The sequence below is a fragment of the Nostoc sp. FACHB-892 genome (assembly GCF_014698795.1).
Classification (GTDB): Bacteria; Cyanobacteriota; Cyanobacteriia; order Cyanobacteriales; family Nostocaceae; genus Nostoc.
Genome location: NZ_JACJTR010000023.1, coordinates 110,476 through 117,385, shown reverse-complemented (window position 1 = coordinate 117,385; position 6,910 = coordinate 110,476). Strand labels below are relative to the sequence as shown.

Genomic DNA, 6,910 nt, shown 5'->3' with positions numbered 1-6,910 from the left:
TTTTCAAGGTTCAGTTCCCTCAAAGCGTCGCTCTTTCGCGCTCCGCTTCAGGCACTTATTCAATATAACGAACCTACTTCATTGTGTCAACTATTTTTCCAAAATTATTTGGAACTGCTTCTGTGTCTCTATGAAAGCCTTAGAGAGTAAGGGTTATAGGCTATAGTATTGCTGGAAGTCACGAAGGAAGAAATGAAGTTGTGAAGAATTCTGGTGTTTTGCCCCCCTGGTTGGTTTTAGATCCACTGTTGCATGGCTGGTTGTTGGAGGATATTGGCCGGGGCGATCGCACAACAAATACACTGCTAGTAAAAGATGTGACGCTAGGCTCGGCTAAATGGATAGCTAAAGCTTCAGGGATAATTGCTGGCTTACCAGTTGCAGCTAGGGTGTTTCAGATTTTGACTGATAAAGTCCGTTTTGCGGCGGTTGTGGCTGAAGGTACATGGTGTGAAGCGGGACAGGTAGTAGCTGAAATTCATGGTTCACTGGATGCACTGCTGATGGGGGAACGGGTTGCGCTCAATTTGGCTATGCGGTTGAGTGGGATTGCTACGCTAACTAATATATATGTAGAGAAAATTGCCGATTTACCTGCTCAGTTGGTGGATACGCGTAAAACTACACCAGGGCTGAGACTGTTGGAAAAATATGCAACTGCTTTAGGCGGGGCAATTAATCACCGCATGGGGTTGGATGATGCGGTGATGATTAAGGATAATCACATTGCGGCGGCTGGGGGAATTGAAGAAGCAGTTACCCGTATTCGTTCTCAGATACCTTATCCCTTGACTATAGAGGTAGAGACGGAAAGTTTAGAGCAGGTGAAAGAAGCTTTGCAGCACAATGCTGACATTATCATGTTGGACAATATGCCTTTGGATCTGATGTGTCAGGCGGTGCAGTTGATTCGCCAGCAGGATAGCCGCGTGAAAATTGAGGCTTCAGGGAATGTGACTTTAGAGACGATTCGCGGTGTAGCAGAGACGGGTGTTGACTATATTTCTAGCAGTGCACCGATTACTCAGTCAAAGTGGTTGGATTTGAGCATGAGGATTGTATTTTAGCTAAATAAGCCAAATCATCCCACTGTAAAGTCAATGTAATGTAATGTAATATTATTGCAATTTTCAGCCCTTGTGAGGTACAAGAACCCCACCCCCAACCCCCTTCCCTTGCAGGGAAGGGCAGGGTGGTTTCATACAAACAGAGAAAAAACCTTTTGGAGTTGGTTGGATAAGGCACGTTGTGCTTGAGGGATAGTTCGGAAACCAAAAAATCTGGCGATCATATCGTAATGAAAAAGCTGTGCAAAATTGCCCAATTAACAAGAGCATTGCAACCACGACGCAGTGGAAAATCTTCGGAAAAAGTAACATCTTTGACTCAGTGTAGTCGATTTTCAATTCCCCAGTGTCCTTGAGTATCAGCAAGCAATTGTTGAGCTTCGAGATGTTGACTACAAATTTAAAACTGATATTCATGAAATGGTTGGCGATCGCGTTCACCCTGACGCTCGACAACAACAAATGTTTTGAGTCCAGCCCATTGATTTGGAAGTGATTCTGGAACTGCAAATACTTGGCAAGTGCGTTTGACGATTCTTGAATGCCGCGAATCAATAGCTGTGGCACAACTGAGTGGAGGTGATTGAAGGAATTGAGTTTGAGCCATTTTGTAGAGTTTAGGCTGGTTTTCCTTCAATCCAATCAAATAATCATTATCAGCATTGATAATCAACGATACTGTTTTTTTTGACAGTGCAGAGCATCAAGGGTAAACATAACGCTTTGACCTGTAAACTCAGATATTAACTGTTGCACAACTGCGACTTCGCTAACTTGTTTATTAGCAAATGCTTGCATCTGGACAACAACACCACGTTGGTGACTAAATACTGACACAACCGAGATAAAGTTCTGATATGACTATAATCTGTCAGTGTGCAACGAATGCTCTTAGCATCAACTGCCAATCTTCCTCTGGTTTTGGTGAGGCGATCGCCAATGCCCAAATATTAAATAAGTCTGTTAATGGCTGAAAATCGATGGTTTTTAGTACCCGTCGGAATGTCGAGTATGAAGGAAACTTCATATCAGGTGTCAGTTCTAACATTTGAATCAAGCTTTGCCGATTTACGTTAGTAAAGTCCTCTAGTGGTCGATAACCCCAATACCCCGTCATTGCTCCTAGTAATATCAGTAACAAAACTAACCATAGTTCGTGTCTTCCTCCTCGGATATGCCGATAGTCTGGAACTTGTTGCAACTGCTCGATCAGATTCATACTTCGCCTGTTGTAAATGTTTCATTACCCCCTATAAATCATTATTATTTTTCTCTGTTTGTATGAAACCACCCTGCTCCCCGCAAGCGAGGAGGGGGCTATGATATACCTCACGTGATTAGGCTATATCGCATTTTTAGAGGTTCAAAGTCTAAAACAATGAAAGTAAAGTCGCCAGAATTTTTCTGATGGGCTTATTCAATCCTGTTTAAATTGGAATTTCAATCCAGAATTCTGTGCCTTTTCCCGGTTCTGATAGACAATTCAAAATTCCACCATGTTTTTCTACTACAATTTGGTAGCTAATTGATAGTCCTAGTCCTGTTCCCTTACCTACCTGTTTTGTTGTGAAGAAGGGATCAAATAACCGTTTTCTAACGTTTTCCTCCATTCCTAATCCGTTATCAGCAATTCGGATTACAACAAATTTATTATCTAAAATTTCAGTCCGAATTATAATTTGCGGTTTATCAGTTGTTTTTAAATTGGACATTGACTCTTCTAAAGCATCAATTGCATTAGTCAAAACATTCATAAATACTTGATTAAGCTGTCCAGGATAACAATCAACTAAGGGTAAAGTACCATATTCTTTAACAATAGATATATCCAATCCAATACCGTTGTTTTTCCAGCGATGATGCAAAATTAATAGTGTATTTTCAATTCCTTCATGAATGTCAACTAGTTTTTTCTCTGCTTCATCGTGACGGGAAAAATTTCGCAATCCTAAAACAATTTCACGGATACGATTAGTACCCATATTCATTGAAGATAAGAGTTTAGAAAGGTCATCGGTAATAAATCCTAAATCAATTTTTTCAGCAAAATCCTGAATTTCTGCCTGGGGGTTGGGATAGTGTTGCTGATAAAGGTGCAATAGGGTTAACATCTCTTGAAAGTATTCGTTAGCATAGGTTAAGTTGCCGTGAATAAAGTTAACTGGATTGTTGATTTCATGAGCAACTCCAGCTACTAACTGTCCTAAGCTAGACATTTTTTCATTTTGGATCAGTTGAGATTGAGTTTGCTGCAATTTATGCAATGTTTCGGTGAGTTTTGTGGCTTGAGTTTGAGCAGCTAAAGTAGCAGAGCGACTTTGGGTATAAAGTTGTGCATGATCGATGGCGATCGCTAGTTGATCACAAACAGCTTCTAATAGGTTAATTTCACTGTTAGTCCAAATGCGATCGCCGCTGCAATGACTACACACAATTGCCCCAATCTCTCCGGAATTACTCTTAACTGGTAGCATTAGTTGAGATGTAATGCCAAACTCAGTTAAAAGTTCTTGCATATCATAATCAAGATGTGAATTACTATTAATATTGTCGATACAAATTGGCTCTTGAGAGAGAAGTACTTTTGTTAAAAAAGTACTTTTTTGCAGTGGAATACTGCCTAACATCGTTGGTAAATTAAGATTTCGTGCTTCATAGGTAATAGTCAGGCTTGGTTGGGATGGGTGCGGTAAGTAACAAAGAAAGTAGCAACGATCAATTTGTAATAAGCTGCGAATTTCATTAACAGCAGTTTCTAGGATCATATCTAGGTTAAGAGAACTGCGGATTTGACTAGCTAGACGCAGTAATAGGGCCTCGCGACGGCTGAGGAGTTCTTCTCGTGCCAAGATGCGGTCAATAGCTACAGCAATATTATTGGCAATCCAATTTAATAGATTATGAGTTGGTTCAGTAAATAATTGCTTGCTGAATAAAGCTATTATACCAATTAACTGCTGCTCGACTATCAGGGGATAAGCAGAAAATCGAACAATTGAAGATGTAGAATCAAGAAGGTTTTTTGAGTTATTAATTGATAGCTCTTCGTTAAAAATAGCTTGATGGTTTTGACTCATTAAGCCAATAATATTATTAGCTAAAACCATGTGATTTGGGAAATCTTGGGTATCACTCAAAGCACTACAAGCAACATCTGTACAATGAACACCAGCCTGCAACTGTAGCTGGTTTGTCTGTCTTTCAAATGTCCAGATACAAACAAAGGCGATATCAAGATATTGGGAAATAGTATTTGTACAGTTTTGCAGGATTTCTGGAAGCGTACCACTTTGAGATAAGGCTAAACTGACTTCTGCACTCAAAACTGACAAGCGCGATCGCTCCAATAAAGCTAACTCTGAAAGCTTACGCTGTGTAATATCTGTACGAATAGATACATATTGATAGGGTTTTCCATCTGGGTTCAACATTGGGGCGATCAAAGTATCTACCCAATAAAAACTGCCATCCTTGGCTTTATTTTTAATTTCTCCTTTCCATATTTTTCCTTGAGCAATAGTTTTCCATAAATTTGCAAAAAATTCTTTTGTATGATGTCCAGAATTGATAATACGATGATCTTGCCCTAAAAGTTCTTCTTTAGAATATTTAGAAATTTCACAAAATTGGTTATTAACATAAGTTATTCTTCCAGTCTTATCAGTAATAGCTACCAGTGAATGGGCATTTAAGGCAAATTTAAAAGCTTCTAGCTCTCGTATAGATTTCTGTAACTCTATCTCATTCTGTTTATTAAGAGTAATGTCACGAGCTACTGCATAAATCAAGTTTTCTTCACTGAAGCCAGTTGCATTCCACGACAGCCATTTGTAAGAACCATCCCGACAAAGATACCGATTCTCAAAGCTGATTGCATCTACAGATTGTGTAATTTTTTGGGCTGCAATAATAGTGGATTCACGGTCTTCAGGGTGAACAAATTCGATAAAGGGTTTGCTAATAAGCTCTTCATCTGACCAACCTAATGTTTGTGCCCATTTTGGGTTTAAATAGTTAAAATAACCATCAAAATTAGCAATACACAATAAATCTATAGAAAGTGAGAAAAATCGAGAGTATTTTTCTTCAGATTGTTTGTACTCAGATTCTACTAATTGCATCAGTTGCTCAGGTATAAATATTTTTAGGTAAAATAATTTAATACGTTTTTCGTAAATTTAATAATCATCTTAATAAGATACTATCGAGCTAAAAACTATCTAGTATCAGTTCCTCTAAAGAGTGTTTAATTTACGAGGAAATACGTAATAAACTTAATAGTAGAGTCCATAAATTTCTACTAGTTTTTACTGAAAAAGCTAGTTTTAACTTAATTCCCTACTAAATAAAGGTTTCCCAAAAAAGGTGTAAAGTAAACATTTATATTTTGAATTAAAGATAAGAAGTGTTACATAAAGGTAGCACCTGTTGCTTAACAGCATCAATTCTTTAATCTGTTTAAGATTGTTTGCCAGGGTATTATGTCTGTTTTGCTATCTCTAGCTCGGCTAGCGTGTCAGTGCTACTAATAGAAATAAATGTAAACACCATGAATTTGGATGGCTGCGATCGCCAATTTCAAGACCCGTAGATAACTCTGGAAATTCCTAAGCGATACTGCCGCGCTTTCTGGCTTCTTTGTAGGAAGTTCCCACATTTTTCAGACCAGCTTTAATCATTTGTTGTTCTAGGAGGGCAAAGAAACGCGTTCTATCGCCACCTTTTACCACTGCTTGATTATGGGCTTCTGCGATCGCTACAGGGTAGCCATATCCTTTTTGGACTTGTGCTAACATTAGCCCCAATGCTTGGTCTAGCATGGTTGTGTTATCCGCTACCCATGCCGGAACTTCGATTCGGGCGATTTCCGTACCAACGTGGACGTAGCAAAAATAAATGCTTTGATCTCCGTAGAGTTCGATAATTGGGGAATTACTGCGCCACAGGGTACTGCGTTGTCCTGGCTTGAGTCGGGTTGCCCAAACAGAAGTATCTCGCAACTGTTCAAAAATTTTACAAGCTACTTTTTCTAGCTGATTTGGGCAATAAGTTTTACAGTCTGGCACTTGATGAGGACAAGCTAACAACCGTAAAAAGTTCATTGTTTCGATGCTGCGAGAGGCGCTAAGATAGCCCATCAACGGAATTTGAGCATCACGCATCTGCTGCCAAGCTTCTAGGATAGGGGGTAAAATGCGATCGCGTGCATCCATCGGCAATTGTTCTAAGAACCAGTAAATTAAGGAACCATCTACCATCGCCAATGCTGGTGCTTCCCCTTTCGCTGCACACGCAAGTTCTGCCAATACCGTTGTTTCTGAAGCAGTGCGGCGAAAACTCATCCATTCTTCGGTTCTAATTCCCCACTGCCGAGACATATATAAATCTTCAGGGCGATAAAATACCTCTGGCAAACTATCGAGTAACGGATGACGATTTTGCCCGTAGTGTAAGACGACTCTGCCGATATTTAGGAGATAGCAATAAGCAATTTCGTGATGGTTGGGGGCAATTTGCGAACCATCGGTAGCGATGACAGTATGAATTTTTGGGGGAACTGGGATATCAATGCAGGTTTTTAACGGCTCAATTGGGGTAGCATTAGCAAAGAGAATGCGATCGCGCCATTTTTCCTGGCGATCGATTAAATCTTGTTGACACTCGTAAGCATTTTTAAGATGTTGTTGCGCCAATTCTAAACGCTGGCGACTGGCAGCAGCTTCTAAAGTAAGATGCTGACTTAAACCCTGCATTTGTCGCGCCAGTTTTGTCAGGTCAAGCATAAAAGTAAGTGTTAAGTGAGGAGTGAATAGTTATGAGTTATTATTTCACCTAAATTGAAA

At 39.6% G+C, this 6,910-nt stretch carries 6 protein-coding genes; 1 reads left to right on the top strand and 5 read right to left on the bottom strand.

What is annotated here, in order from left to right:
• The first annotated feature begins 200 nt into the window (after positions 1–200).
• The gene (gene nadC, locus H6G96_RS25775) at positions 201–1,067 is read left to right on the top strand and encodes a carboxylating nicotinate-nucleotide diphosphorylase (protein WP_190914782.1); all 867 of its coding nucleotides are present in this window, start codon (positions 201–203) and stop codon (positions 1,065–1,067) included.
• 400 nt (positions 1,068–1,467) lie between these two features.
• On the opposite strand, the gene H6G96_RS25770 is transcribed toward nadC, so the two are convergent.
• The 5 genes from H6G96_RS25770 to H6G96_RS25750 form a co-directional block, all read right to left on the bottom strand.
• Positions 1,468–1,674: a hypothetical protein gene (locus H6G96_RS25770; protein WP_190914780.1), complete on the bottom strand. Its 207-nt coding sequence runs from the start codon at positions 1,672–1,674 to the stop codon at positions 1,468–1,470.
• A 62-nt stretch (positions 1,675–1,736) separates the two neighbouring features.
• Entirely contained in the window at positions 1,737–1,904 is a 168-nt protein-coding gene (locus H6G96_RS25765; protein WP_190914778.1) for a hypothetical protein, read from the bottom strand.
• 34 nt (positions 1,905–1,938) lie between these two features.
• On the bottom strand, positions 1,939–2,286 hold the full coding sequence (locus H6G96_RS25760; RefSeq protein WP_190914776.1) for a transposase family protein: 348 nt from the start codon (positions 2,284–2,286) through the stop codon (positions 1,939–1,941).
• Positions 2,287–2,494: 208 nt separating this feature from the next.
• The gene (locus H6G96_RS25755; protein WP_190914774.1) at positions 2,495–5,188 is read right to left on the bottom strand and encodes a PAS domain S-box protein; all 2,694 of its coding nucleotides are present in this window, start codon (positions 5,186–5,188) and stop codon (positions 2,495–2,497) included.
• Positions 5,189–5,674: 486 nt separating this feature from the next.
• Entirely contained in the window at positions 5,675–6,850 is a 1,176-nt protein-coding gene (locus tag H6G96_RS25750; RefSeq protein ID WP_190914772.1) for a DNA double-strand break repair nuclease NurA, read from the bottom strand.
• Positions 6,851–6,910 lie beyond the last annotated feature (60 nt).

Excerpts from the sequence above, each read along its gene's own strand:
- H6G96_RS25770 (WP_190914780.1), bottom strand. The coding sequence starts at position 1,674 with ATGGCTCAAACTCAATTCCTTCAATCACCTCCACTCAGTTGTGCCACA.
- H6G96_RS25750 (WP_190914772.1), bottom strand. The coding sequence starts at position 6,850 with ATGCTTGACCTGACAAAACTGGCGCGACAAATGCAGGGTTTAAGTCAG.
- H6G96_RS25760 (WP_190914776.1), bottom strand. The coding sequence starts at position 2,286 with ATGAATCTGATCGAGCAGTTGCAACAAGTTCCAGACTATCGGCATATC.
- H6G96_RS25755 (WP_190914774.1), bottom strand. The coding sequence starts at position 5,188 with ATGCAATTAGTAGAATCTGAGTACAAACAATCTGAAGAAAAATACTCT.